2 protein-coding genes and 1 pseudogene are annotated in these 1085 nt (G+C 72.8%); 1 reads left to right on the top strand and 2 read right to left on the bottom strand.

Translation table 11 applies throughout. The annotated features are described in order from the left end of the window. Positions 1 to 145: HAD hydrolase-like protein (locus BACI9J_RS24815; RefSeq protein ID WP_159736691.1), on the top strand; the 145-nt coding region annotated here is incomplete at its 5' end. Positions 146 to 157: 12 nt separating this feature from the next. Here the strand turns inward: BACI9J_RS24815 and BACI9J_RS23105 are convergent. Next, positions 158 to 685: an AAA family ATPase gene (locus BACI9J_RS23105; RefSeq protein ID WP_042537976.1), complete on the bottom strand. Its 528-nt coding sequence runs from the start codon at positions 683 to 685 to the stop codon at positions 158 to 160. Between the two features lie 65 nt (positions 686 to 750). Continuing rightward, positions 751 to 1085 (bottom strand): annotated as a pseudogene (locus BACI9J_RS23110) (hypothetical protein); the annotation flags it as partial.

A 1085-nucleotide genomic window follows, 5' to 3' on the forward strand; every position in this document is an offset into this window, starting at 1 on the left:
GGACCCGGCGGACTGTCTCTTCGTGGGCGACGACCCCGAGCGCGACGTGGTCGGTGCCAGGGCGGCCGGGATGCGGGCGGTGCTGGTCGACCACGGGCAGCCGGAGCGCCCCGGCATCCGGGAGCTCGTGCTGTCAGCGCTCTGACGTCACCGCCGGTCAGCGCTCTGACGTCACCGCGTCCGCGACGGCGCGGGCGACCTCGCTGGCCGGGGTGTCGGTCGCGTCGATGACCTCGGCCTCGGCGTGCAGCCAGCCGCGCGCCGCTTCGGCGTAGGCGTCGACGTACGCGAACCGGAACGTCGACGGGCCCACGATCGGGTCGTGCTGGATCCGGTCGCGGAGCGTCGGCTCGTCGACGTGCAGCACGAAGTGCCGGACCGGGATGCCGTGGGCGGCGAGTCCCGCGGCGATCTCGCGCCAGTAGGCCTCGACCAGGACCGTCATCGGCATGATGAGCGGTCCGCCCACGTAGTCGTGCACCCGGCGGGCGGTCTCGACCACGAGCGGCCGCCACGGGTCCCAGTGCTGGAAGTTGTCACTGGCCGGCAGCCCCGGCGTGACGTCCATCAGCACCTCGCCGACCTTCTCGGCATCGAGGACCCGCGAGCCGGGCAGCAGCGGCTGGAGCAGTCGGCTCGTCGTCGTCTTGCCCGCCCCGTGTGTTCCGTTCAACCAGACGATCACACCAGGACCCTAGCCGCCGACCACCCCGTGGGGCGGTCGGCGGCCGGTTGTCGATCGACGAACGATCAGCGACCGCTGAGGTCGTACGGGCTCATCGTCGAGTCGACCGTCGTCATGTACCCACCCCCGGCGAGCGCCGTGGGCAGCGTGATGGTGCGGAGCACGGACGGCGTCGCACCGGCGGTGTCGATCTGGGTGATCTTCCCCTCGTCGCCCCGCGTCACGAACACACTGCGGCCGTCGTCGGTCGCGGCGGTGAACCGCACCGACGCCCCGGTGGCGGGCTGTCCGGCGACGGGGCCCTTGCGCAGCGGCGTGAGCGCGACCGAGGTCGTCCGGCCGGAGTAGACGCCGTCGGCCTGCTTGCGCACCAGGACGAGCGAGTCGCCGGTGCCCGACG

The sequence above is a fragment of the Arthrobacter sp. 9V genome (assembly GCF_902506065.1).
In the GTDB taxonomy this organism is placed as follows: domain Bacteria; phylum Actinomycetota; class Actinomycetes; order Actinomycetales; family Micrococcaceae; genus Arthrobacter.